At 60.0% G+C, this 24,873-nt stretch carries 25 protein-coding genes; 12 read left to right on the top strand and 13 right to left on the bottom strand.

Translation table 11 applies throughout. From position 1 onward, the window contains the following. Window positions 1-400 precede the first annotated feature (400 nt). The 10 genes from RFER_RS22965 (at window position 401) to RFER_RS08905 (ending at window position 13,622) form a co-directional block, all read left to right on the top strand. Complete coding sequence (locus RFER_RS22965) at window positions 401-3,502, top strand: hybrid sensor histidine kinase/response regulator (protein WP_011464065.1); 3,102 nt, start codon at window positions 401-403, stop codon at window positions 3,500-3,502. Continuing rightward, a complete protein-coding gene (locus tag RFER_RS08945; protein WP_011464064.1) occupies window positions 3,499-5,649 on the top strand; it encodes a putative bifunctional diguanylate cyclase/phosphodiesterase in 2,151 nt (716 codons plus the stop codon). Before RFER_RS22965 ends, RFER_RS08945 begins: the two co-directional genes overlap by 4 nt. 390 nt (window positions 5,650-6,039) lie before the next feature. Beyond that, window positions 6,040-6,630 carry a TetR/AcrR family transcriptional regulator gene (locus RFER_RS08940; protein WP_011464063.1) on the top strand — a complete coding sequence of 197 codons (591 nt, stop codon included), beginning with the start codon at window positions 6,040-6,042 and terminating at the stop codon, window positions 6,628-6,630. A 64-nt stretch (window positions 6,631-6,694) separates the two neighbouring features. Beyond that, on the top strand, window positions 6,695-7,795 hold the full coding sequence (locus RFER_RS08935) for an NmrA family NAD(P)-binding protein (protein WP_011464062.1): 1,101 nt from the start codon (window positions 6,695-6,697) through the stop codon (window positions 7,793-7,795). 17 nt (window positions 7,796-7,812) lie between these two features. Then, window positions 7,813-8,520 (top strand): hypothetical protein, encoded by a 708-nt coding sequence (locus tag RFER_RS08930; protein ID WP_011464061.1) that lies wholly within the window; start codon window positions 7,813-7,815, stop codon window positions 8,518-8,520. Between the two features lie 204 nt (window positions 8,521-8,724). Beyond that, complete coding sequence (locus RFER_RS08925; RefSeq protein WP_011464060.1) at window positions 8,725-9,282, top strand: RBBP9/YdeN family alpha/beta hydrolase; 558 nt, start codon at window positions 8,725-8,727, stop codon at window positions 9,280-9,282. A gap of 49 nt (window positions 9,283-9,331) precedes the next feature. Next, window positions 9,332-10,330 (top strand): sulfate ABC transporter substrate-binding protein, encoded by a 999-nt coding sequence (locus RFER_RS08920; protein ID WP_011464059.1) that lies wholly within the window; start codon window positions 9,332-9,334, stop codon window positions 10,328-10,330. Between the two features lie 61 nt (window positions 10,331-10,391). Continuing rightward, on the top strand, window positions 10,392-11,273 hold the full coding sequence (gene cysT / locus RFER_RS08915) for a sulfate ABC transporter permease subunit CysT (protein WP_011464058.1): 882 nt from the start codon (window positions 10,392-10,394) through the stop codon (window positions 11,271-11,273). Then, the gene (cysW, locus tag RFER_RS08910) at window positions 11,270-12,136 is read left to right on the top strand and encodes a sulfate ABC transporter permease subunit CysW (RefSeq protein ID WP_011464057.1); all 867 of its coding nucleotides are present in this window, start codon (window positions 11,270-11,272) and stop codon (window positions 12,134-12,136) included. Before cysT ends, cysW begins: the two co-directional genes overlap by 4 nt. A gap of 382 nt (window positions 12,137-12,518) precedes the next feature. Continuing rightward, complete coding sequence (locus RFER_RS08905; protein WP_011464056.1) at window positions 12,519-13,622, top strand: sulfate/molybdate ABC transporter ATP-binding protein; 1,104 nt, start codon at window positions 12,519-12,521, stop codon at window positions 13,620-13,622. A gap of 11 nt (window positions 13,623-13,633) precedes the next feature. Here RFER_RS08905 and RFER_RS08900 read toward each other — a convergent pair whose 3' ends face one another. The 3 genes from RFER_RS08900 to RFER_RS08890 are packed head-to-tail and all read right to left on the bottom strand — an operon-like array spanning window position 13,634 to window position 15,481. Next, complete coding sequence (locus RFER_RS08900; protein WP_011464055.1) at window positions 13,634-13,846, bottom strand: DUF3820 family protein; 213 nt, start codon at window positions 13,844-13,846, stop codon at window positions 13,634-13,636. A gap of 2 nt (window positions 13,847-13,848) precedes the next feature. Next, window positions 13,849-14,211 carry a translation initiation factor Sui1 gene (locus tag RFER_RS08895; RefSeq protein WP_011464054.1) on the bottom strand — a complete coding sequence of 121 codons (363 nt, stop codon included), beginning with the start codon at window positions 14,209-14,211 and terminating at the stop codon, window positions 13,849-13,851. A 55-nt stretch (window positions 14,212-14,266) separates the two neighbouring features. After that, a complete protein-coding gene (locus RFER_RS08890) occupies window positions 14,267-15,481 on the bottom strand; it encodes an MFS transporter (protein WP_041791788.1) in 1,215 nt (404 codons plus the stop codon). Between the two features lie 195 nt (window positions 15,482-15,676). On the opposite strand from RFER_RS08890, the gene RFER_RS08885 reads away from it, so the two are divergent. Beyond that, the gene (locus tag RFER_RS08885; RefSeq protein ID WP_011464052.1) at window positions 15,677-15,904 is read left to right on the top strand and encodes a hypothetical protein; all 228 of its coding nucleotides are present in this window, start codon (window positions 15,677-15,679) and stop codon (window positions 15,902-15,904) included. Here RFER_RS08885 and nagZ read toward each other — a convergent pair. From nagZ to RFER_RS08845, 8 genes are all read right to left on the bottom strand, one after another. Beyond that, window positions 15,901-16,995: a beta-N-acetylhexosaminidase gene (gene nagZ / locus RFER_RS08880; protein WP_011464051.1), complete on the bottom strand. Its 1,095-nt coding sequence runs from the start codon at window positions 16,993-16,995 to the stop codon at window positions 15,901-15,903. The two genes, RFER_RS08885 and nagZ, sit on opposite strands and share 4 nt — an antisense overlap. Before the next feature lie 80 nt (window positions 16,996-17,075). Then, entirely contained in the window at window positions 17,076-17,468 is a 393-nt protein-coding gene (gene acpS, locus RFER_RS08875) for a holo-ACP synthase (RefSeq protein WP_011464050.1), read from the bottom strand. Continuing rightward, window positions 17,465-18,223, bottom strand: coding sequence for a pyridoxine 5'-phosphate synthase (locus RFER_RS08870; RefSeq protein ID WP_011464049.1), 759 nt, complete (start codon window positions 18,221-18,223; stop codon window positions 17,465-17,467). The genes acpS and RFER_RS08870 overlap by 4 nt, the downstream gene beginning before the upstream one ends. After that, window positions 18,220-18,975 carry a DNA repair protein RecO gene (gene recO / locus RFER_RS08865; protein ID WP_011464048.1) on the bottom strand — a complete coding sequence of 252 codons (756 nt, stop codon included), beginning with the start codon at window positions 18,973-18,975 and terminating at the stop codon, window positions 18,220-18,222. Before recO ends, RFER_RS08870 begins: the two co-directional genes overlap by 4 nt. Then, window positions 18,975-19,295, bottom strand: a complete 321-nt coding sequence (locus RFER_RS08860) for a type II toxin-antitoxin system YafQ family toxin (protein WP_011464047.1) — start codon at window positions 19,293-19,295, stop codon at window positions 18,975-18,977. The genes recO and RFER_RS08860 overlap by 1 nt, the downstream gene beginning before the upstream one ends. Beyond that, window positions 19,282-19,581: a type II toxin-antitoxin system RelB/DinJ family antitoxin gene (locus RFER_RS08855; protein ID WP_041791784.1), complete on the bottom strand. Its 300-nt coding sequence runs from the start codon at window positions 19,579-19,581 to the stop codon at window positions 19,282-19,284. The genes RFER_RS08860 and RFER_RS08855 overlap by 14 nt, the downstream gene beginning before the upstream one ends. 136 nt (window positions 19,582-19,717) lie before the next feature. Beyond that, window positions 19,718-20,959, bottom strand: coding sequence for a DUF5666 domain-containing protein (locus RFER_RS08850; protein ID WP_011464045.1), 1,242 nt, complete (start codon window positions 20,957-20,959; stop codon window positions 19,718-19,720). Continuing rightward, window positions 20,943-21,830: a DUF6502 family protein gene (locus tag RFER_RS08845; protein ID WP_011464044.1), complete on the bottom strand. Its 888-nt coding sequence runs from the start codon at window positions 21,828-21,830 to the stop codon at window positions 20,943-20,945. Before RFER_RS08845 ends, RFER_RS08850 begins: the two co-directional genes overlap by 17 nt. Window positions 21,831-22,080: 250 nt before the next feature. Here RFER_RS08845 and RFER_RS08840 point away from each other — a divergent pair, with 250 nt between their 5' ends. Continuing rightward, window positions 22,081-22,827 (top strand): PE-PGRS family protein, encoded by a 747-nt coding sequence (locus RFER_RS08840; RefSeq protein ID WP_011464043.1) that lies wholly within the window; start codon window positions 22,081-22,083, stop codon window positions 22,825-22,827. A 296-nt stretch (window positions 22,828-23,123) separates the two neighbouring features. On the opposite strand, the gene RFER_RS08835 is transcribed toward RFER_RS08840, so the two are convergent. Both RFER_RS08835 and era read right to left on the bottom strand, forming a co-directional pair. After that, window positions 23,124-23,726: a phosphatase PAP2 family protein gene (locus tag RFER_RS08835; RefSeq protein ID WP_011464042.1), complete on the bottom strand. Its 603-nt coding sequence runs from the start codon at window positions 23,724-23,726 to the stop codon at window positions 23,124-23,126. 163 nt (window positions 23,727-23,889) lie between these two features. Next, on the bottom strand, window positions 23,890-24,834 hold the full coding sequence (gene era, locus RFER_RS08830) for a GTPase Era (protein ID WP_011464041.1): 945 nt from the start codon (window positions 24,832-24,834) through the stop codon (window positions 23,890-23,892). Window positions 24,835-24,873: the final 39 nt, after the last annotated feature.

Genomic DNA, 24,873 nt, shown 5'->3' with positions numbered 1-24,873 from the left:
TTAACCACAATCTTTACAGGATACTGCGACAAATGTTATTGACAATCACAAGAATTCCTTTACCCGATCTACGCTTGCCTGCAGTCACAGCGGCGCCCATGCGACTGGCGGGCGCGGTGGGAGTCTGGCTCTGCTAGCAGCAATATCTTGTTCCGGCCCATCTGCGGGTTCAGCCGCGCCTGAACGCGCAGGGAGCCACCTGTCAGACTGCGGCAGACAAGTATCAGCTGGCCATCGCCGAATTCAAGAAACACGTCAATCAGCCCGAAATCAGGGCACTCATGGCGCAGGCGTTGCGTGGCGGTACGTCGCGTCGTGCGGACCTGCAAGCACAACCAACGCCTTGCTCAACCCCGCTTACATGCGGATGCGCGTGTGGTGGCAATGACTGAGGACAAACATGAATACCAGCGGGAAAATACAAGGCAATGACGACGGCAAGGCAAGCGATCGATCCGTGAGTCTGCTCCCAAACCAGGAGTTGCGACACAAGCATCCAGCCTGGAATAGGCTGCTGAACCTGCTGGATCGGTTCTACGCAAAGCTGGCGCATTCCGAACACAAGGGACTGTACCGTTATCTGCTGACGCTTGTTCTCTCGGTTGTTGCTCTATTTGCCCGCATGGTCATTGCACCGGAAGATGCCGGACTGCAATTCATCACCTTTTTTCCCGCTGTCGCAATCTCCGCGGTGCTTTTTGGCACCGGGCCAGGGCTATTCACCACCTTCATCGGCGCCACGATGGGCACCTATTTCTTCTTCCCCCCTTACGAGGCGTTTGTATTCGAATTTCAACATCACACACTGATATCCGTGGTGATTTTTTGCGCCGATGGATTGATCGTGAGTCTCTCGATCGGCGCGATGCGCCGCTATTTTTCCAATTACGTCATCACGGTTGCCAAGCTCGAAACAGCACTGGAGCAGAGTCGGCACAATGAAGCCGAATTGACGTATCAAAAATACGCATTGGATCAACATGCGATTGTTGCTGCCACTGACGTACGCGGCACAATTACTTATGTCAATGATCTGTTCTGCGCGATAAGCCAGTATTCCCGTGACGAACTGCTTGGACATAACCATCGGCTGCTCAATTCCGGCGCACATCCAAAAGAATTTTTCGAGGCCATGTATCGCACCATCTCCAGCGGCGAGGTCTGGAAAGGTGACATCTGCAACCGCGCCAAGGATGGCTCCCTGTATTGGGTGTCGACCACCATCGTGCCCTATGTCAATGACAGCGGTAAACCAATCAGGTATGTTGCGATCCGCGCCGACATCACCGAGCGCAAACGTGCCAAGGAAGCCGCCCAGGCTGCCACACTCGCCAAGTCGCAATTCCTGGCCAACATGAGCCACGAGATTCGCACCCCGATGAACGCCGTCCTGGGGTTGACCCGCATGGTGCTGGAGTCGGACCTGAAGCCGGAGCAACGGGAGCAGCTCATCAAGGTCAGCAAGTCCGGCCGGGCCTTGGTGCGCATCATCAACGACATCCTGGACTTTTCGAGAATCGAGGCCGGGCGCTTGGCGATCGAGCGGATCCCCCTGCGCGTGGAGGCGGTGCTCCTGGAAGTCGCCGACCTGTTCAGCGCCCAGGCCGAAGAGAAGGGGCTGGAACTGTTCCTCGACATCGAACCCGAGACCCCGCTGCAGGTGATAGGCGACCCGCTACGCCTGACCCAGGTGCTCAATAATCTGGTCGGCAACGCCATCAAGTTCACCGATCACGGCGAGATTCATATCGGCGTGCGGGTCGCGCACTATGGCGATGCCACGCTGACCCTGTGCATCAACGTGCGCGATACCGGCATCGGCATGGCACCGGAACAGATCGGCGTCCTGTTCCAATCCTTCACACAGGCCGATTCCAGCACGACGCGCAACTACGGCGGCAGCGGGCTTGGGCTGACCATCGCCAAGAAGCTGGTGGAGTTGATGGGCGGCCAGATCACGCTGGACAGCGCGGTCGGCCAGGGGACGAACGTCAGCTTCAGCGTCGCAGTCGGCATGGCGCCGGACGACTTTCGCCGCGTCACCCACATGGGTCAGGACTTGCAGCAGATGCACGGCAAGCGCGTGCTGGTGGTGGACGACCAGGCGACGTCGCGCCAGATCCTGTCGCGCCTGCTGCAGGCCTGGGGGATGGAAGCGACCGAGGCAGAAAGCGGACCGCAAGCGCTGGCCCGGGTCGCCGAGGCGAACCGGGCGGGACGGCCGTTCCATGCCGTATTGCTGGATTGGCGCATGCCCGGCATGAGCGGCCTGGAGGTGGCGACCGCGCTGAAGGCACAGGACGAAGCGAAGGGACTCCCGACACCTTTGCAGGTGTTGATGGTGACCGCCTACGACAAACAATCGCTGCTGCAAGAACCCGAAGCCGCCAACATCGACGGGGTTCTCACCAAACCGGTGGTGCCTTCCTACTTGTTCGATGCCTTGCTGCAGGGCGAACCCCGCCACCCGGATGCATCGGATGAACTTGTTGCCCAGAGATTCGATGGTGTTCGCGTGTTGTTGGTCGAGGACAATGACCTTAACCAGGAGGTCGCATCCAGTTTCTTGAGAAAACGCGGCGTGTCCGTTACCGTTGCCTGGCATGGTGGCGAAGCCGTGGAACTGATTCAACACCAGCAGTTTGACCTCGTGTTGATGGATCTGCACATGCCGGTTATGGGCGGTATCGAAGCCGCACGTCGAATTCGCGAACTGCCGCAGGGGAAAAACCTGCCGATCGTGGCCATGACGGCGGCGGTCATGGAAGAAGACAGGGCGCGGTGTAGAGCAGCCGGCATGAATGGCTTCGTCGCCAAACCGGTGGAGCCCGAAGATCTGGCGCGGGTGCTCGTCATGTACACCCGGCCGGGGACGCAGACGCCGCCCGCCACCACGCCGACCATTCAGGCGGGCGAGCCGGTGCTCGATCTGGTGAAAGGCCTGCGCCGCCTGGACGGCGACCGTGCACTGCAGCAACGCCTGCTGCTGGGGTTCGTTGAGCGCCATCACGACATCGTCGGGCGCCTGGACGCACTGCTGGCGGAAAAAAACACGACCGAAGCCGTCGATTTGATCCATACCCTCAAAGGCGTTGCCGCCAATCTGGGCGCGGTGGCGCTGGCCGAGGCCAGCCGCCGCTTGATCGAAGAACTGAGGTCGGCGACGCCACTGGCCTCTCGCTTCGCTTTCCATACAACCCTGGTCGAGACGCTCACGCAGATGCAGCAACATATCGCCGGCCACGTCCAAACCGACCTGGCCGAGGCGGCGGCGGTAGAGCCTGTCTCGCTGGAACACACCTTGCTGGCGCTGGAGCCCTTCATCGTCGGCCAGGAAGTGATTCCCGACGCCTTGCTGGTCGCCTTGCAGCGGATTAGCACCGCCGATTTGCCATATTCACCGCTGGCGCGGCAGTTGCGGCATCACCTTGACAACTTCGAACATGGCGAGGTCCTGGAGGCGTTCAAGCTGTTGCGGGTAGAACAGGCGGTACAAGGATGAACGAGACCCACCCGATTCAATCCGAGAAGCCGCTGCTCCTGCTGGTGGACGATCTGGCGGCCAATCTGCATGTCCTGGTGGCGGGGCTCAAAGCGGATTTCCGTCTCAAGACAGCCATCAGCGGCGCTTCGGCCCTGGCGCTGCTGGCCCAGCAGGCGGACCAACCGAAACTGGTCGTGCTCGATGTCAAGATGCCCGGCATGAGCGGCATTGAGGTGCTGCGCCGGATGCGCGATGACCCGCATACCAGCGATATTCCGGTCATCCTGCTCAGTGCTGACGCATCGGAGCAAAGCGAAATCGCCGGCCTGCATCTGGGTGCCAACGACTATCTCGTTAAACCCGTATCGACCAACGTCCTGATCGTGCGGGTGCGCAATCTGATCCAGCGCAATGCCGACCGGATCCAGCTTCGCCTGGCCGCGCATGTCTTCGAGTACAGCGGCGAAGCCATCATGATTACCGACCGCGACAACCAGATTGTCGATGTCAATGCCGCCTTCACGACGTTGACCGGATACCACAAGTCCGAGGTGCTGAGCAAGAATCCCAAGTTCCTGTCCTCGGGACGGACCACGCGGAAAGAGTACCAGGCCATGTGGGCAGCCATTCGGACAGGCGGCTTCTGGCAGGGCGAGTTTTGGGATCGGCGCAAGGATGGCAGCGTTTTCCCGAAGATGATGACCGTTTCCGTGGTGCTCGACCGGGCCGGGGATATCGACTTCTATCTGGCCAATTTCGTCGATGTCAGCCACTACAAGGAAACCGAACGGCGCATCGAACACCTCGCGCACCACGATACCCTGACCGGCCTGCCGAACCGGCTGCATTTGCAGGTGTTCCTCGAGCAATCGATATTGATCGCCAAGCGCATGTCAGAACAATTGGCGGTGGTGTTCCTCGATCTGGACCGTTTCAAGACGATCAACGATACCCTCGGCCATCCGGTCGGAGATGACCTGCTGATCCAGGTGGCAGACCGCCTCAAGACAAGTGTGCGCCAGTACGACATGGTGGCAAGGCTGGGTGGCGATGAGTTTGTCATGATCTTGCGCGGCCATGACATGCCATCTGTGGCTTCAGCAGTTGCCGAAAAAATCCGCCTGCATCTCAACCAGCCGTTTCAGATTGGCCAGCACACCCTGCGCACGGCGACCAGTATCGGCATCGCCCTCTATCCCGGCAACGGGGAACGCATGGACGATCTGATGAAACATGCCGACACGGCCATGTACTTCACCAAATCGGAAGGGGGTAACGGGTTCTGTTTCTTTTCATCGGACATGAATCTGCATGCCCATGAAAAACTGGAGCTGGAAAACCTGTTGCACGGGGCGCTGGAAAATCAGCAATTCGAGTTGTATTACCAGCCCCAGCTGTCCCTGCCTGAACAACAGGTGATCGGCGCCGAGGTGTTGTTGCGCTGGCATCATCCGGAGAAGGGATTCATTTCGCCAGCGGTGTTCATCCCCCTGGCAGAAGCTACCAACCAGATTGGCGCCATCGGTGAGTGGGTGCTGGAAAACGCCTGCCGACAGGCGAGCCAATGGCTGCGAGACGGTTTGCCACTGCCGCGGATCGGCGTCAATGTCTCGGGGAGACAGTTCCAGGACAAGAATCTGTTCACACTGGTGAAACGTGTACTAGCGGAAACCGGCTTGCCGGCGGATCGATTGGAGCTGGAAATCACCGAAACGGCGGTGACGGCGTCCCCTGACGAAGCTGCACGCCTGCTCCAGTCCCTGCGCGAATGCGGCATCATGGTCGCGTTGGATGACTTCGGGCAAGGCTATTCGTCACTGGGTCAACTCAGGGACCTGCCCATTGATCGCCTGAAGATCGACGCCGCCTTTGTCCGCGATATCACTGATGAACCCGGACACCCGGGCGGCGCCATTGCCGCTGCCACCATCGGACTGGGCCACAACCTCGGATTCAGTGTGATCGCGGAAGGCGTAGAAACGCAAGCTCAATTGTCCTTCCTGATGGCGCATGGCTGTGATGAAGTCCAGGGCTATTACTTCGCAAAGCCCATGCCCAGAGAGCAGTTTGAGGCGTTCTTGCGGGCACGGATGGAGGCTGGAACAGTTGGTCGCAACTTGCCACTGACGCCCGAACCTCGAATGATTCTTACCGCTGCGAAGTAGTCAATGGTAATGCCGGCGTGCAGGACGTGTTTGATCAGATGACACCAACGGGTCGCAGTGCGAGTCGCAAGGCTTCGGTAATGTTGTTTCCCCGGTGGACATCAAAGACTCAAATATTAGGCAGTCAAAGGACTGTGGTGAACGACGGATTTCAAGCATCGATCCTTGAAAATGCATAAACATCCGCGCGAGACCGCAGGCCGTAAGTCACTACTATTTTGATAGTTAATGACACAGTATTGACGGCGGCTAAAGGCCTAAATGGCTTAGAAAATTAAGGAACGCAAACAAGTCTGTTTTTGCTGATGCAAATTCGTCGTTGGCAAATGCACTTGACGGCATCGCGGGCTATAGTATGATGGTCGTCATACAAAATATTGCGAACCAAAAATGCGCTATCCCGCCGACCAAAAGGCCGAAACACACAAGCAGATCGTGGACATCGCCGCCAGGGAGTTCCGTAGCAAGGGACTGCAGGGGATCGGCATCTCCAATCTCATGTCGCAGGTGGGCCTGACACACGGGGGCTTCTATGCCCACTTCAAGGACCGGGATGCGCTGGTGGAAGAGGCGGCGGTTTGCGCCGCGAACCATGGTTTTCAGCAACTGATGGCGGCGGCCCAAGCGGCCAAGCCCGGCAAGGAAGTGGCTGCCATGCTGGACTATTACCTGAGCCCTGCGCACCGGGATGAGCCGGGTTTTGGCTGTGTGCTCCCCGCGCTGGCAGCCGAGATTGCCGGGCAGGCGGACTCCGTGCGCGACGCCTTTACCCAGGCAGCCAAGCAGAACCTGAACCAGATGGCCCGTTACATGCCCGGTGCCAGTGAGAAGAGCCGGCTCACGCAGGCCATGGTGCTTCTCTCCAGCATGGCCGGAGGCGTGTTGGTCGCGCGGGCCGTCAACGACCCCAAGCTCAGCAAGTTATTGCTCGATTCGGTTCGCACCCAGCTGTTGCATTTGTACGGCACGTGGCTGGACTGAATCGGTTCGCTGCTTTTTTTTACCTCATTAGATGATGATCATCATACAACCCCAGGAGATGAACATGACACTGCCCCGCATACTGGTCACCGGCGCCGCCGGAAACACCGGCTTTCAGACCACACAGCAATTGCTGGAAAAAGGCTTCCCGGTGCGCGCACTGGTGCGCCGCGTGGACGCCCGCAGCGACGCCTTGAAAGCGCTCGGCGCAGAGATACAAGTGGGCAATCTGCAGGACATGGACGATGTGCGCCAGGCCCTTCGGGATGTGCAACGCGCCTATTTCTGTGCGCCGCTGCTGCGGGGCGGATTAAGTGCCAGTGCCATATTTGCCAGCGCCGCGCAAGAGCAGCGGCTTGAGGTCGTCGTGGCCCTGAGCCAGTGGCTGGCCGATCCGCTGCATCCCTCCATCCACACACGCGAAACCTGGCTGTCCGACAAGATGCTGTCGTGGATGCCCGATGTTGATGTGGTCACCGTGAATCCGGGTTGGTTCGCCGACAACTACATGGCCGCGCTGGAGCCGATCGCCCAGTTCGGCATGATGCCCATGCCGCTTGGAGAAGGCATGAATGCGCCACCGTCGAACGAGGATATCGCGCGGGTGATCGTGGCCGCACTTGAACGTCCAGAGCCGCACATCGGAAAGACCTACCGGCCTACCGGACCCGCGCTGCTGTCCCCCGAAGACATTGCGGCGACCTATGCGAAGGTTCTTGGGCGGCCGGTCAAGTATGTCAATGCGCCAGTCGGGATGTTTACCAAAGTGGCCCGCGCGCTGAACTTTCCGGACTTCACGATTGCCCAGGTGCTGTGGTACCTCGATGACTACCAGCGCAACGCGTTTGCCGTGGGAGCACCGACGCAGGCCGTGCTGGAGGTCACCGGGCAACGGCCGGAAGATTTCGAGACGATTGTTCGCCGCTACATCGGCCAATCGCCCAGCGCGCAAAGAAACATGGGCGCCCGCCTGCGTGCGCTGGGCAGCATGGTGAAGATCCTGTTGACGCCCGCGCTGGACCCGACACGCTTCGCACGGTCCAACGATTTTCCCCGCCTCACCCAGACTGCTTTGGCGGCGGACTCGGCGCAATGGCTCGCCACACACACGCCGGGCTTGGACCTGCCGGCGGTACATCTGGTGGCTACTCCCCGGGCGCAATAAGGCGAAAGGGAATGAACATGAACACGCTGTTTCTGCTCTTCGCCTGCGCCATGGTTGTGATCGTGGCAACCGGCATGGTGCGCTACCTGCCGCGCCCTTACAAGACGCCGGCTCTGATCGGCTTGGTGACATGGATCGCCTACGGCGGCATGCTGGGCTACGCTGGCGTGATTGGCAACGCATCGCTGATGCCGCCGGGGCTTTTCTACCTGCTCGCACCCATGGTGCTGCTGGTCATGTTCATGGCCCGGTCCCGCATGGGATTGACCGTGGCACTGAGCTTTCCGACCTGGCTGCTGATGGGCACGGAGTCGTTCCGCCTGGTGGTGGAACTCTTCCTGGACCAGCTGTGGCGTGACGGACAACTGCCCAAGATGATGACGTTCCATGGCGCCAACTTCGACATTCTGATCGGCGCTTCAGCACCGCTCATGGCATGGCTGTTGGCATCAAGGAAAATTTCCGACCGGGCTGCGCTGGCGTGGAATGTGCTCGGGATCGCCATGCTCGCCAATGTGGCGCTGCGGGGTGTACTCACCGCCCCCGGGCCACTGCATCTGATCACCACCGAGGTGCCCAACACGGCCATCGGAACCCTCCCCTTTTCGTACATTCCCGGCCTCATGGTGCCGCTGGCCTTGCTGCTGCATGTGCTGGCCATTCGGGCGCTGCGGCATCGCATGCGCCATCTTTCAGAACCCGCACCCCCTGTCAACGCAGCTTGAACAAGAGAACGCGGCAGCCGATGCCTATCGGCTTATGGAGCGGCAGGCTGAAGCAGCCATCAGCCACCATGCTGTCGCGATGAATGACGCCTTTATATGCAAATTTCGAGATAACCAAATGAAAAACAAGTAGTTTGCGTTTTAAGCAGCTCACCCCACAATGCGACCAACTCCAATTTCAGCTTGCAACGCAAACACTTCCCCATGGTCAGCATCATCATCATTCCCGGCTGGCGCGATTCGCCGGCTGGCCACTGGCAGAGCCTGTGGGCCGACCAACTGCCGGGCGCGGTCCGTGTGCAGCAAGATGACTGGGTGGCACCTTCGCGCAGCGCCTGGGTTGCGTCCATTGCCCGCACGGTACTGGCTCAAACCAAACCGGTGGTGATTGCCGCGCACAGCCTGGGCTGCATTGCCACCGTCCACTTGCCCCCTGAGGCCAACGCCCGCATCAAGGGTGCGCTGCTGGTGGCCCCGGCCGACCCCGAGCGCCGGGGTGTGCTGGCCGACTTTGCCCCGGTGCCGTGCCAGACCCTGCCGTACCACAGCATCATCGTGGCCAGCAACAACGACCCCTATTGCCCGGTCCGCACCGCAGGCGCTTACGCCCGGGCCTGGGGCAGCGAATTTGTACGGCTGCAAAACGCGGGGCACATCAACCTGGAGGCGGGCTTTGGTCCCTGGCCGCTGGGGCTGGCGCTGCTGCAGTCGCTCATCGGTGAAGCTGTCGCCTTTGAACAAGCTGCTTTGGCCGCAGCCTGACACCCCGTACACACTCCTCTAACTTTCTACAGACGCCAAAGGAAACACCATGAAATTTATGCAAAAAGTGGCTCTAGCCATTGCCGGCATTGCGCTTACAGCTACACAATTTGCAGCAGCTCAGACCCTGCTCAATGCGTCTTACGACGTGTCGCGCGAGTTCTACAAAGACTACAACGCAGCTTTTGTGGCCCATTACAAAAAGACCACGGGCAAGGATGTCAAGGTGGATCAATCGCACGGCGGCTCCAGCGCGCAAGCCCGGGCGGTGAACGATGGGCTGAACGCCGATGTGGTCACCATGAACACCACCACCGATGTCGAGTTTCTGGCCAAAAGCGGCATCGTCGCGGCTGACTGGGCCAAACGTTTCCCCAACAATGCCTCACCCACCACGTCGACCATGCTGTTTCTGGTGCGCAACGGCAACCCCAAAGGCATCAAGGACTGGAACGACCTGATTCGCCCCGATGTGAAGGTGATCGTGGTCAACCCCAAAACCGGTGGCAATGGCCGCATGGCCTACCTGGCCGCCTGGGGCTATGTGCGCAAAACGGGCGGCACCGACGCGCAAGCGGCTGAGTTTGTGAGCAAGCTGTTCAAGAACGTGCCCGTGCTGGCCAAGGGCGGGCGTGATGCCACCACCATCTTTTTACAGCGCAACATTGGCGACGTGCTGATCACGTTTGAGTCTGAAGTGGTGTCGGTGGACCGCGAATTTGGCGCCGGCAAGGTGGATGCCATCCACCCGTCGGTCAGCATCATTGCCGAAAACCCGGTGGCAGTCGTTGAGCGTACCGTGGCCAAGAAAGGTACCGGCGATTTGGCCAAGGCTTACCTGAACTACCTGTACTCCGACGAAGCGCAAGAAATCGCCGCCAAGCACGGCATTCGCCCAAGCAACCAAAAAGTGTTGACCAAATACGCCAGCACCTTCAAACCGCTGCAATTGTTCCCGGTGAGCGAGTACTTTGGCTCGCTCTCTGAAGCGCAAAAGGTTCACTTCAACGACGGCGGCCAGTTCGACAAGATCTATACCGTCAAGTAAGCGTTACACCGCCCTGACTGCCGGATCGCATCCGGCACGACAACATTTTGATGACGCTTCAATGACCTCTGCCATCCTCTCCACATCGCCCCTCGCGGGTGGCTTGCCCGCCAAACGCGCCACCCGGCGCGTGCTGCCGGGTTTCAAGCTGACGCTCGGCTACACGCTTTTCTACCTCAGCCTGATCGTGCTGATTCCGCTCTCAGCCCTGCTGTTCAAGACCTTCACCCTGACCTGGGTGGAGTTCTGGGCCGCCGTGGCCAGTCCGCGCGTGCTGGCTTCGTACCGGCTGACCTTTGGGGCATCGTTTGTGGCGGCATTGGTCAACGTGTTTTTTGGCCTGTTGCTGGCCTGGGTGCTGGTGCGCTACAGCTTCCCAGGCAAGAAAATCATCGATGCGCTGGTGGACTTGCCGTTTGCCCTGCCCACTGCGGTGGCGGGCATTTCACTGACTGCGCTGCTGGCCGGCAATGGTTGGATTGGCCAATACCTGGAGCCGCTGGGTATCCAGTTGGCGTTCAACCGCAACGGCATCGTGATTGCGCTGATCTTCATTGGCCTGCCGTTTGTGGTGCGCACCGTGCAGCCGGTGCTGGAAGACGCCGAGAAAGAACTGGAAGAAGCCGCCACCTGCCTGGGCGCGAGCCGCTGGCAGACCTTTCGCTACGTGATCTTCCCGACCATCGCGCCCGCGCTGCTGACCGGTTTTGCCATGGCCTTTGCGCGTGCCATCGGCGAATACGGCTCGGTGATTTTCATTGCAGGCAACATGCCCATGATTTCTGAAATCACGCCGCTGATCATCATCGGCAAGCTCGAACAATACGACTACGCCGGTGCCACCGCCGTGGCCACGGTGATGCTCGGTATTTCGTTTGTCATGCTGCTGGTCATCAACGGTCTGCAAGCCTGGCAGCGCCGCCGCTCCGGGGGTAAGTCATGAGTGCGCGTGCGGGAACCTCTGAGCCCACCTGGGTACGCGTCTCCTTGATCTCACTGGCACTGGGTTTTGTGCTGCTGTTTTTGCTGCTGCCGCTGGCCGCCGTGTTCACCGAGGCGCTGCGCAAAGGCCTGCCTGCCGCACTGGAAGCTTTGCGCGAACCCGATGCCTGGAGCGCCATCAGGTTGACGCTCATCACCGCCGCCGTGGCGGTGCCGCTGAACCTGGCGTTTGGTGTGGCAGCCGCCTGGGCCGTGGCCAAGTACGAGTTCAAGGGCAAAGCGTTCTTGACCACGCTGATCGACCTGCCATTTTCCGTGTCGCCGGTGGTGGCGGGCCTGATTTACGTGTTGATGTTTGGCGCGCAGGGCTGGATCGGGCCGTGGCTGGCCGAGCACGACATCAAGATTGTGTTTGCCGTGCCGGGCATCATTCTGGCCACGATTTTTGTCACCTTTCCCTTCATCGCGCGCGAGTTGATTCCACTGATGCAGGCGCAAGGCACCGAAGAAGAGCAAGCGGCCATTGTGCTGGGCGCCACCGGCTGGCAAACCTTCTGGCACGTGACGCTGCCCAACATCAAGTGGGGGCTGGTCTATGGCGTGATCTTGTGCAACGCCCGCGCCATGGGCGAGTTTGGCGCGGTGTCGGTGGTCTCAGGCCACATCCGCGGCCAGACCAACACGCTGCCGCTGCATGTGGAGATTTTGTACAACGAATACCAGTCGGTGGCAGCTTTTGCCGTGGCCTCGCTGCTGGCGCTGCTGGCGGTGCTGACACTGTTGATCAAGTCGGTGGTGGAGTGGCAGTTTGAACGCGACCAGAAGGCGGCGGCTGCCTTGCCGCCTGAACGTCCTGTCGCTTGAGTTGATTGCTGAATTTTTGACGCTAATTTAGTTATGTCTTGTTCTGCCCCCACTCACTCCCCCCGCCCTCTCTCGCCCCGCCGGGCGAAAGAGGGAGCCAACCGCCACATTTGGCCGCGTGTTTTCAGGTGGGACGTACCCGCGCCATTTGACGCTGAGGCAGCCAACGACACCAGGAACTTGAGCGCCCGCGGGCGATGCTGCTGCCACTTTGAGGCCAACGTGCAATCAAGGACCAATTTCCCACCTTCAAAGACGCGGCCACATGAGACCCCCCTCTTCCGCCCGGCGGGGCGGGAGAGGGGTTGGGGGAGTGAGTGGGGGAGACAACGAAAAAACACGATTGCCCCAAACATTAAGAACACATACTGAATCGAACCAAATGAGCATAGAAATCCGCAACGTCAGCAAAGACTTTGGCACCTTCCACGCCCTGCGCAGCGTCAACCTGGACATCGAATCCGGTGAACTGGTAGCGCTCCTCGGCCCCTCGGGCTGCGGCAAAACAACGCTATTGCGAATCATCGCCGGACTGGAAACCGCCGACCAGGGCCACATTGTGGTCAATGGCGCAGACACGACAAGCAAGCATGTGCGCGAGCGCAACGTGGGCTTCGTGTTTCAGCACTACGCCTTGTTTCGCCATATGAGCGTGTTTGACAACGTGGCCTTTGGCCTGCGCATGAAGCCCAAGGCGACGCGCCCCGCAGAGGCCGTGATCAAGCAAAAAGTGCATGAGCTGCTGGGTCTGGTGCAGCTCGACTGGTTGGCAGACCGCTACCCGTCACAACTCTCGGGAGGGCAGCGCCAGCGCATTGCCCTGGCGCGCGCGCTGGCGGTGGAACCCGAGGTGCTGCTGCTCGATGAGCCCTTTGGAGCACTCGATGCCAAGGTGCGCAAGGAGTTGCGCCGCTGGCTGCGCCGCCTGCATGACGACCTGCACGTCACCAGCATTTTTGTCACCCATGACCAGGAAGAAGCGCTGGAAGTGGCCGACCGGGTGGTGCTGATGAACAGCGGCCAAGTGGAGCAAATTGGCTCGCCGCAAGAGGTGTGGGACCACCCGGCAAGCCCCTTTGTCTATGGCTTTTTGGGCGACGTGAACCTGTTCCATGGTCGCGCCCATGAGGGCGAAATGCTCATCGGCGAAGACCAGCACGGTCTGCGCCTGGCCAGCCCTGAGCACAGCGATGTGCAGGACAGCAAAGCCTTTGCCTACGTGCGTCCGCATGATCTCGATGTGCAGCGCTACGTGGTGGGCTTGAACACGGCAGACCAGCCGCGCGGCATTGTGGCCAAGCTGACCCGCGCGATGGTGATTGGGCCGATTGCCCGGCTGGAGCTGCTGCCCCTGGATGCATCAGCCGCCGGCAGTGGCGACATTATTGAGGCGCAAATTCCGGCCCAGCATTACCGGGAACTCGATTTCAAGGAAGGCGACACGCTGGTGCTGACGCCACGCAAGGCAAGGGTGTTTGTGGCCTAGAGATTACTTTTTCAAGCCTTGCGCAGCGGTTTGAGCAAGTCGTTGAGTCCGTTGTGGTCGATCTCATGCATCAGGGCCAGCAGCCGCCCGATTTCACTCTTGGGCACGCCCTCGCGCACAAACCAGCGCAGGTAGTCGCCCGGCAGGTCGGCAATGATCCGGCCTTTGTATTTGCCAAACGGCATGCTGCGCGTCACCAGCAATTGCAGGTCTTGCGGCTGCATGCTCAGCCCCCTGCCCGCTTGACGACAAAGCCCTGGCTCTTAAGCATCTCCATCACGCGCACGCAGTGGTCGCCCTGCACTTCAATCACCCCCTCCTTGACCGTCCCGCCCGAACCACAGGCCGTTTTAAGCTGTTTGCCCAGGGCGGCCAGCGCCAACGGCTCCAGCGCCAGGCCGCGCACCAGGGTCACGCCCTTGCCCGCGCGACCCTTGGTTTCACGCGATACGCGGACCACACCATCTGACGCCGCCGCAGCCACAGTAGCGCTGCAACGGCAACTGGCCACGGGCAAACGGCACTGCGGGCACATGCGCCCACTGTCGGTGCTGTAGACCAGGCCCCCGCTGGTTGATCTGGACTTCATGAATGAATCGGCCTCGGTAAAGTCATGATGGATGGATGGACGACGGGTCGGTCCGTCATGGCGCTGCATGGACCCGCTTGACGGGCAGCAGGAACCACGCAAAAGCGAGCCCCTGCACCAGCAGCAGCGCGGCGAACGTGAGTCGAAAGGCAGCAGCGCGGCTCATGCCACCGGCGAAGCCGTCGACGGCGGCGCCAATACCCCATTGCAGGCCAAAGGCGCCGACGAAAACCAGCAGATTGAGGGCGGTATTGACCCGCCCGGCCAGCGCCACCGGGAAGGCGGCGCTGAGCTGCGAATAAGCGATATTGCTCAGGCTGAACGACACGCCGAGCAGCGGCCACAGCCAAGCGGGGCGGGCGAGGTCAAGGATGATGGCCAGCTCGGTCAGCAGCGCCAGTCCCATGCCGACGCTCAGCAGCGTCATCGGCGCAATGCCGCGGCGGGCCAGCCGACCCGAGCAGGTGGCCACGAAGAGAAAACCGGCCAGCATGGCCAGCGCCAGCAAGAACAGCACACCGGCGGCATCGGTGCGCGTCACACCGCTGACCTCCATCAGCCAGGGCATCGCCCACAGGCCCTGGATCGCCATGAAGCCACCAGAAACCAGGCAGCCCTGCGGCGCAAAGCGCCAGAACGTGCGGTCACAGAAGATGGCGCGCAGGGAGCGCAGTTGCTGAACGAAAGGCTCGCGCCGTGTACCCGCGGCATGATCGGGCACCGTCAGCAGAAAACCCGCCGTCAGCACCAGCAGACCGGCGCAAAGAAAAAACACGCCGCGCCAGCCCAGCAGCGGCAGCGCGGCCTCCACCGGCACGCTGGCTGACAGCGCGCCCAGACCACCGGCGACCATGATGGTGGCCGTCAACGATGGCAGGCGCTCGACCGGGAACCACTGACTGAAGGCCTTGAAACTGGCCATCAGGCAGGCCGAGACGCCCAGGCCGATCAGCGCACGGGCCAGCGCCAGCACGCCGATCGTCGTCCCCAGGCCGAACAGCGTGCAGCCCGAGGCGGCCACCAGCAGCAGTGCCGCTTCGACCCGGCGCGGGCCAAAGCGGTCGAGCAGCAGACCCAGCGGCAGTTGAAACAGGCCAAAGGCGAGCAAATAGGCAGAGGTCAGCAGACCCAGGCCGGTGGCCGTCATGTCCAGCTCGTGCATCAACTCGGGTGCGATCACGGCGTTGACGCTGCGCAGTCCGTACGACAAGAAATAGCCAAGGGCATAGGCCGGAACCAGGCGAAACCAAAGGTGCGGGGGGTGATTCATGGCGGCCATTGTCGCGGAAACCGACGGCCGCACTGGCGGTCGCCGCGCAACCGGGACGGGCCAAGCTTGCCAGGCTTGGCGCCCGCTGCTGTCGTCTTGAATAAAGCTATATTTTTAGTAGCTACTCACAAAGAAAGCACGAGGGCAACGTGCCAAAATGGCTTATAAGCAAAGCGATTGTCAGGAGTTCTTCGTATGTCACGTCCCCAAGTGTGGGCGACCAAGGTCGCCGCCCTGATTCAAGCAGGCAACAGTTCGGCCGCGCTGGCACAGATCAAAGTCGCCCCCACGGTGAAGGATTTGCAGCAACTGCGCGTCCTCCTCTCCCAAGCCAAACTGCTGGCGCAGCACCCCAACATCGATGCCGCGACCACCGACATGATCGCGGCGCTGACGGCGCCGCGCCTGCACCGTTCCCCCTAAGGCACCAGCGTCAGCGCGTGCATGTAGTCCGGGCGCAGCATCAAGTCATCCCATGGCAGCGCGGGTGTTTGCGGCAAGAGAGCGCGGCGGCGCTCTTCGCTGGCCTCCAGCGGCTGCCAGGCGCCTTTGAGCTGTGCCTCGGTCAGCCCGTTGATCCAGGCATCCAGCGCGCCGCCACCACCTTCGCTGCTGGCGAGCGACTGGTTGCACAACAACACCAGGTCACAACCCGCGTTCAATGCCGCCACCGCCGCCTGGGTGTAGCTGACCGGCTCGCCGTCGAGCAGGCGCGCGCCGGCCATCGACAGGTCGTCGCTGAAGATGGCACCGCCAAAGCCCAGTTGGCCGCGCAGGATGTCGTTCAACCATTTGCTTGAGAAACCCGCTGGCCGCGCATCGACCTTGGGGTAGATCACATGCGCGGGCATGACACTGCTGAGCGTGGTGTTCAGCCAGCCATACGGCGCGGCGTCGTCAGCCAGAATCGCTTTCAGGCTGCGCTTATCGACGGGAACGGCGGTGTGGGAGTCGGCTGCCACGCTGCCATGGCCCGGAAAGTGTTTGCCGCAATTGGCCATGCCGCTTTGCAGCAGGCCGTGCATCAGGCTCTTGGCCAGCAGACTCACCACGCGCGGGTCACGATGGAAGGCGCGGTCGCCGATGACGCTGCTGGCGCCAAAATCAAGGTCCAGCACCGGGGTGAAGCTGAAGTCGACACCGCAGGCCCGCAACTCAGACCCCAGCACAAAACCGCAGGCGCTGGCGGCGTTGGTGGCACGCATGGCACCACTGCCCTGTCCGCCTTTCTTATCATTCATCCATAGCTCGCCCAAAGCCCGCATGGGCGGCAAATGGGTAAAACCATCGGTCTTGAAGCGCTGCACACGGCCGCCTTCGTGGTCAACACAGATCAGCAAGTCACGCCGCACTTTTTTGATGTCGCGGCACAACTGGGTCAGCTGGGCGCGGCTCTGCCAGTTGCGGGCAAACAGGATCAGCCCCCCCACCAGGGGGTGTTGCAGGCGCTGGCGGTCAATGCCGGACAGGCTCAAGCCCGCAATGTCGATGAGGAGAGGGGCATGTTGGGTCATCGGGAAACCTTTGGTAGAAAATAATGCTATATTTTTAATAGCTACTTACCTATATTAAACGGGGGCTAGAGGCCAATTTCTTATAAACTTTCGACCACACAAAAGCTGGCCGCGTAGTCGGTTTCATCGGTCACGCTCACATGGGCGCTTAAGGCCCGCGCGTCAAACCAGTCTTTCAAGGCGCCATGCAGCACGATGGTGGGCTTGCCGCTGGCCAAGTTGCCAACTTCGCACGAGCGCCAGGTCATGGGCATCGTCAGCCCCAAGCCAATCGCTTTGCTGAATGCCTCCTTGGCACTGAAACGGGTCGCCAGAAAACGCACGCCGCGCTCGGGCCAGCGCGCGCTACGCGCCTGCCAGGTGGCAAATTCAGCGTCGCTGAGAATTTTTTGCGCAAAGCGCTCGCCGTGGCGCGCCAGGCTGGCGCGGATGCGGCGCACGTCGCAAATGTCGGTGCCAATGCCGTAAATCACGAGCGACCCTGGGCGATGCAGCGCAGGTAAGCCTGCACCGTGGCGCTGTAGCCCAGCTCCAGCGCGTCGGCAATCAGCGCGTGGCCGATGGAAACTTCTGCGACGCCTGGCACGGCTTGAATGAAAGCGCTGAGGTTGTCGCGGTTCAGGTCATGGCCGGCGTTGACGCCCAAACCCAGCTTGAGTGCCGCGCGTGCGGTCTCGGCAAAGCGCGCCAGTTGAGGGGTCTGCTGCGCTGTGCCCCAAGCGGCGGCATAAGGCTCGGTGTAGAGCTCGACCCGGTCGGCCCCGACCGCTTGGGCCCCGGCCATGGCGGCCGGGTCGGCATCCATGAACAGGCTGACGCGCAAGCCCCACGCATGGGCTTGCGCAATCAACGGTCGCAGACGACTGGCATCGCCAGGGAAATTCCAGCCATGGTCGCTGGTGAATTGACCCTCTGAATCGGGCACAAAGGTCACCTGGTGCACCGGCAGTTTTTTCTCAACCAGACCATGCACCACGTCCATCAAATTGTGCAGCGGGTTGCCTTCGATATTGAATTCACGATCCGGCCAGGCTTGCATCAACAGCGCCAAGTCCCGCACATCGTCGGTGCGGATATGGCGCTCGTCCGGCCGAGGATGCACCGTGATGCCATTGGCACCGGCCTGCAGGCACAAGGTGGCCGCCCGCGTCACGCTGGGGATGCCCAGGTGGCGCGTGTTGCGCACCAGCGCCACTTTGTTGAGGTTGACTGAAAGCTTGGTGGTCATAGCGAAAGGGATTGCAGGTCGATCATCATTTGCCGCGTGCGCAGGGTCTGCACCCCGCAATGGTAATTCAGCAGCGCGCGAAGTTGCGGCTTGAGTTGCGTCATCACTTCCGAACAGGCGCGCAGCGTGGCGGTAAACGGCGCCGAGTCGACCAGCGACTGCTGCAACGCGACCCATTGGGCGCCGCTCAGGCTGGCCCGATCGGCGTCATTGGTTTGACGCAAGCCGCCCTCGGGCACCAGGCTGTAGCGGCTCTCAGGGTCGAGTGCCAACAGCGTCATGGTCTGCGCATCCAGCAGGGGCAACAAGCCGATCTCGCGCAGCAGCAACAGCTCAAAGGCGCGCAAGGCCGACTGCAAAACCTCGCCATGCCCGGAGGCGATCACCTGCACCACCTGGGTATAGACGTCAAACAAGCGGGTGTGCGGGTCGTCGCGCGCCAGCAGTGTCAACAACAGTTCATTGAGATACAGACCGGACATCAACGCATCGCCGGTCGGCATGACGTGGCCGCCCTGCCACTCGGCAGCCTTCAAGATGCGGATTTCGGCATCGCCGCCAAAGGCCACATGCAAGAGCTGCAAAGGCAACAAAATCGGGCGAAAACTGGAACTGGGCCGCTTGACGCCCTTGGCCACCAGCGCAATACGACCGTGGTGGCGGGTGAACACCTCCAGAATCAGGCTCGACTCGCTCCAGTCGTGGCGGTGCAGGACGTAAGCGGGTTCGTCAGAGATGCGTTGGGTCGCCATCAGTAGTAGCCAAACAACGCTGAATGCGTCCCCGTTCGACAAAAAATGACTCTCTCGGTCTTTGAGCCCACATCGGCCAAACGGTAAATCAAAAGCCAATCGCCGCCGATATGGCACTCGCGGTGACCGTCCCAGCCGCCTTGCAGCGGGTGATCCAGATATTCAGGGGGTAAAGGTGCCTCGTGGTCAAGCAACAAAGCCATCACCACCTTGAGCCGCGTCAGCTCATGACGGCCACTGTGTGCAAGTTTTTCCCAGTCTTTGTCAAAAGCCTTGAGTGGCTCAAACTGCCGCAGCTTGCGCGCTTTAGTTTTTGCCATCGGACCTTGCCACCTTGCCATCCATGGCAGCAAAATAATTGTCCAAAGAGTCAAAGCGCGGTGCAGCGCCGGCGCGCAAGCGATTCAGTGCAGCGTCTGATTCTTTCAGCACATCCATCGTTTGCGCATTGGGTAACTTGACATCAAACGGCAAGCCCTTGCGCGCAGCGATTTGCGCAAAAGTCATGCGCATCACATCACTGACGGTTAAACCCAAGGCTGACAGAACTTGTTCAACCTCGGCCTTCAAACCGGCGTCGATGCGGCTTTTAATAACGGCTTCCACGGTGTCCCCCCTTCCATAGACGTCATCATACATTGATGCCACGATGGGGCCACATGTTCCAATACAAGTGACTCAACTGCGCGCATTCACGGTGAATCAGAGTCCTTATTCACCTTCCACGCATGACAAGTAACCGTTACTTCATGCCGCCAGATTTTCCCATGCCGCCGGACCCACCCATACCACCTGAACTGCCTGAACCACTTGAGCCCCCCATGCCGCCTGAACCGCCCATACTTCCTGAGCTACCCGTACCGCCTGTGCCCCCTGCACTGTTCATGACTGCGGAGCCAGCCATGCTACTTTTTGATGTCGAACCCTTGAACTCAATCCGATCGACAGTGATACGTTGATCCGTTTCAACCCGACCGCTGATTTGCACGCGACGGTTCACTGCGAGTTCAGCCTTCGTACCACCCACCATATGCACACCTTGCGCGAGTTTTAGAGACTGAAAACCCAAGCTAATTTCGTTCTCGCTCAATTGATGGATATAACCTTCGAGCACCACTTTATTAACGTGACCCAAACCCTCCATCGTGGGATTGACAGCGATTTGTCGGGCATGCAACACACCATCGTTCCACATCCCACTGACCCACAACTCCTGCCCTACGGCCAAGCCATGAGGTAGCGCCAACGATGCCAAATCGATCTGCGTATCACCCACCATGACGGTATTGCCTTGAAGCACACTGACGGGACCACGAACTTGAGCCAGTTGCTCAGTCGCCTGCACAGAGAATGGGTCGACACGCGACGCCATGACTGCGCCATTGGCCGTGCGGTAGCCGCCCACGCGAACCCAATCACCTGTATGCAGCACGGTCAAATCAACTGACTCCAGTGCCGAAACTTCTTGGCCTACAACTTCCAAGTGGCCCTTTGCCACATCCAATGCACTGACAGGTCCTACGATGGTATGAATCATCGAAATGCCACGGGCCGTTATTTGCGCGCCATCTTCTGTGGCAGTCACGGCGACCACTTGCCCCACCGCGAGTTGACTCGCAGAGCCTGATTGACCGTTGTCCCGCACTGGAGTCTTCTCGTCATAGTGCACTTCAATGCCATTGACGCAAATACTGGCAAAACCGGTGATCACACCAACGATACCGGTGCCGCCAATGCCGCCTTCCCCAAACAAGGGCTTGCTTGCCACCATGCCCGTGCCACCTATTCCACCGGGATCTTTCATGATCGCAGCCACACCACTGCGTGATCCGGGATTGACCGGTGAGGCTTGGGTTGCGCAGACATTTTGGGCCTGCACTGGCATGGGCAAAAATAAGCATAGCCAAGCAGCCAGCGGCACAACGATCAGACGCAGCAAAGTCGGACCGCCCTGACGCGCATAAAAACTAGGATTTGATGGCATGTTCGACTCCTTCGAGTGGAGCAGGATTGGCGGGCTCAAGTTGGCATGGCTCGGCGTAGAAATAAATGCCAAATGTCATGCGCTGACGGGGTGCTTCCGACGCAGCATCCAACAGTTCCCGTTCTATGGCTGTTTTGTTGACAGCCAATAACGCCTGCATCCCGAGTTCTTGCGACTGCGCCGCCAAATGTTCGACAGACTCGGCGCTTAACCCCCTGTAATGCACGCTACGCTCTAAAAACGATGGCGTTTGAGCCAATAAATTATGGGCTGCGGCGGCAGCGTGGTCGTGCAGGTTGTGCCCAAAGTAAAAGGCCTTTTCGTCAAAACCTTTAGCGGGTACAAAAGCTTGGGTATTGAGGCACACGCGAAACTGCTCATCAAAATGTGCGACCCCCAGACGTAACCATTCATCCAAAACCACACGCGAGCGTATATCACTGTTGACACCTGCCACCAGCCCCTCAAAGGACTGTGCGCCGCCCTCGCTGATGTAGCGCGGCAAGGGCTTGGGTTGCCCCTGTGCATCCAGGTAGAGCGAATTGCCAAGCCACTGCGCCACCAGTTGCGCGCCCAAAGACACCACCGAGGGCATCTTCTCTTCTGCCGTAACCCGTGGCTGTCGCAAGCGGTTGACATCCTTTCGATGCAGCCCCGAGAGCAGGCTTATTCGACTGTCCGTAGAAGGTTTTCCATCGATTGGAAAATCATGCTCGGCTACCTCGACCAGCAAAGACTTGAGGAGCTCCGTCAAATAGGAGAACGTGATGCCCCGCGCCATCATCAAGCGTACCAATGGACGCAGCGCTTGACGCAAAGCCAGCACAAAAGCGGGTGATGGGTTGATTGCTTGGGTATCGGACTGGGACATTGTCGGGATGGTGCAAAGCAGGTTGATGTCACTTTAACATAAAGTGCGGGAAATTATCACACGCATGTTGATGTGTGATAATTTCCCACGTATACTGCGCTTGTGTGTGGGAAATTATCACACACAAGAGGGCTGCAACGGAAACAGAACAGACGTTTGCGCACATCGGTATCGCCGCACCAGCGTAGGCAGTTTGTTGTCGCTGTAGTCCAAAACCATCGTCAACTTTTTTAGCTTCAGGAGAAATATCATGCTCAAGATTAAACATACCGTGCTCAGCACCCTTTCAGCTCTTGCACTCGGTTTGACTGTTACCTCGATCAACGCTGCCGGTGCTGGCATGGGTGGCATGGGCAGCATGGGTAGCAATGCGGGCTCCGGCAGCATGGGCAGCAATGCGGGCTCCGGCAGCATGGGCAGCAATGCGGGCTCCGGCAGCATGGGCAGCAATGCGGGCTCCGGCAGCATGAGCAGCAATGCGGGCTCCGGCAGCATGGGCAGTAATGCGGGCTCCGGCAGCATGGGCAGCAATGCGGGCTCCGGCAGCATGGGTAGCAATGCGGGCTCCGGCAGCATGGGCAGCAATGCGGGCTCCGGCAGCATGGGCAGCAATGCGGGCTCCGGCAGCATGAGCAGCAATGCGGGCTCCGGCAGCATGGGCAGTAATGCGGGCTCCGGCAGCATGGGCAGCAATGCGGGCTCCGGCAGCATGGGTAGCAATGCGGGCTCCGGCAGCATGGGCAGCAATGCGGGCTCCGGCAGCATGGGCAGCAATGCGGGCTCCGGCAGCATGGGCAGCAATGCGGGCTCCGGCAGCATGGGCAGCAATGCGGGCTCCGGCAGCATGGGCAGCAATGCGGGCTCCGGCAGCATGGGCAGCAATACAGGCTCCGGCAGCATGGGCAGCAATGCTGGCTCCGGCAGCATGGGTGATATGAGCGCAATGGACGGCAAAGGAAGCATGACCATCAGCACCGACACCCCGGCTGTGAAGTAAAACCTATTCAATCGCGGAAAATGGTGCACAGTAAAACCGTCCGGTGCACCCTCCACCCTTGAGCATCTGGCATAGATCAAGTCCTATGCAGAACTGACAAATTGATGCTGTAAGGACTCGTGCCAGGTCGAGCAGGAATTACCCGGTAACGAAGTAGGCAAAATGATGGCGGCGGTTTCCGCCAGCGCAAAGATGCCTTTGAGGCACAACACTGATCTCAAAGGCGAAGTGCACCGTCGTCTCCTTAAACAACTTCTTTATGTCAGCCATTTTTAGCAATGCGTAACATCGGCCGACTAGCGCCGAACCCATCCAGAAGCAATCGGGTGGGCAAAGACGGTGCGGTAAGTCGTCTCCGCCAGGTTGGTGAGTGTGTCGCCAGCCATTCGCCAAAGCGGCGAGACGACGGCATAAGCCGCACCAGCCACAGCGACGGCACCCACCATGTCCAACGGGAAATGCAGCCCCAGGAACACCCGCGTCCAGGCAACAACAAAACCTGTTGCCAGTACCGCAGCGGCCATTCGGAACGCACCACCAAACAGCAAGGTCAAACCGATGCCGGCAAATACGGTCAGGTGATCGCTGGGGAAAGAGGAATCGGCCGCGTGAGTTATCCATGTGTGGCCGAGTCCGATCATGAACGGTCGCGGATGCTGCCAGACGAAACCAATCACTTGATTTGCACCAAGCGCCAACAGGGTAACCAGGCACGCCTTAATCGCCTGATTGCGGCGTGCGCCATCGCCCCAAAGCCAGAGCACCAATAGCAGCACAGGGATCAGGTAGATGAGGTCGTCGGCGAGAACAATGGCCGTATCAACCGCCCATGACGGCGTGTTGACACCCGCATTGATCCACAGGAACAGCAATTGGTTGAAAGCTTCAGTTTTGTTCATCGCTTCTTTTTCACTCAAACAGCTCAACCTGTGAGGATTTCGGACTCAGGTGCAGTGTTTCAAGGCTTCGCGAGAGTCAAGACTGCTACGTGACCGAAGGACCCCGCCTGCAAAGAGTGGGGCATGGTTCCCAAAGTAGGCATCAAGCTGCCTTTTTCAGCGCTTACTGGTAGCCGAACGAGCGCACCCGCGCTTCATCGTCGGCCCAACCGGAGCGCACTTTGACCCACATTTCGATGAACACCTTGCAGTCCAGCGCTTTCTCCAGCTCCACCCGGGTTTCCATGCCGATGCGCTTGATGCGCTCGCCCTTGTCGCCAATCACCATCGCTTTGTGCGTGTCACGCTCGACCACGATGGTGGCGGCAATACGCAGCAGGCGCTTTTGTTTGCCGCGACCGGCTTCTTCCTCGAACTTGTCGATCACCACCGTGGAGGTGTAGGGCAGTTCGTCACCAGTCAAGCGGAACAGCTTTTCGCGCACCGTCTCGCTGGCCAAAAACTTCTCGCTGCGGTCGGTCAGCTCGTCTTCGGCGTACCACCAGGCCTGCTCGGGCAGGTATTTTTCGCAGATGCCCAGCATACGCTCGATGTCCTTGGCGTTCTTGGCCGACATCGGCACGAACTCGGCAAATTTGTGGCGCTGCTGCATCTCCTGCAACCAGGGCGCGATGTCGGCGCGGCGCGTGACCTGATCGAGCTTGTTGGCCACCAGCAAGGTCGGAATGTCCTTGCTCAGCAGCGCCAGCACCTTCGCATCGGCCTGGTTGAACATGCCAGCCTCGACCACGAACAGAATCAGGTCCACATCGCCCACCGCGCCGAGCACGGTCTTGTTGAGCGAGCGATTCAGGGCGTTGTTGTGCCGCGTCTGGAAACCCGGCGTATCGACAAACACAAACTGGGCCGCGCCCTGGCTGTGAATGCCGGTGATGCGGTGGCGTGTGGTCTGCGCCTTGCGCGAGGTGATGCTGATCTTTTGGCCGACCAGCGCATTCATCAAGGTCGATTTACCGACGTTGGGTTTGCCGACGATGGCGATCAAGCCGCAGCGCTGACCTGCCACCGGTGTCCCCGCCGCCGCACCCACGCGCATGCTCTTGAGCATGCTTTCTATATCATTCTGGCCTTCAGCCCCCGCCGTTAT

This window comes from Rhodoferax ferrireducens T118 (genome assembly GCF_000013605.1).
In the GTDB taxonomy this organism is placed as follows: Bacteria; Pseudomonadota; Gammaproteobacteria; order Burkholderiales; family Burkholderiaceae_C; genus Rhodoferax; species Rhodoferax ferrireducens.
Note: the sequence above shows the minus strand (reverse complement) of the source record. Positions and strands in the feature narration are given on the sequence as shown.